Consider the following 245-nt stretch of genomic DNA (forward strand, 5'->3'; position numbering starts at 1 on the left):
GATCTTCTCGAACGGCACCAGTTCGACGTACTCGCCGCCGAACGAGTGGCTGTTGCCGGTGCTGAAGTTACGGAAGGACATCTTGTAAGTGCCACCAACGCGGGCGTCCATGTGGTGGACCTGACAGGTGAACCCGTAGGGAGGAAGCCACTTCGCTATCGCATCGGGTTCGAGGAAGGCTCGATAGATGCGTTCGGGCGTTGCGCGCAAGACGCGTTGGAGACGGACGGTTCCGGTAGCCATGG

The 245-nt window shown here is 60.4% G+C and carries 1 protein-coding gene; it reads right to left on the reverse strand.

Annotated features, from left to right (window positions below):
- Positions 1-243: SRPBCC domain-containing protein (locus SB764_RS43605; protein ID WP_410867253.1), on the reverse strand; the 243-nt coding region annotated here is incomplete at its 3' end.
- Between the last annotated feature and the right edge of the window lie 2 nt (positions 244-245).

Origin of the sequence: Paraburkholderia sp. SIMBA_027 (genome assembly GCF_046535315.1) — a bacterium.
GTDB classification, from domain to species: Bacteria; Pseudomonadota; Gammaproteobacteria; order Burkholderiales; family Burkholderiaceae; genus Paraburkholderia; species Paraburkholderia tropica.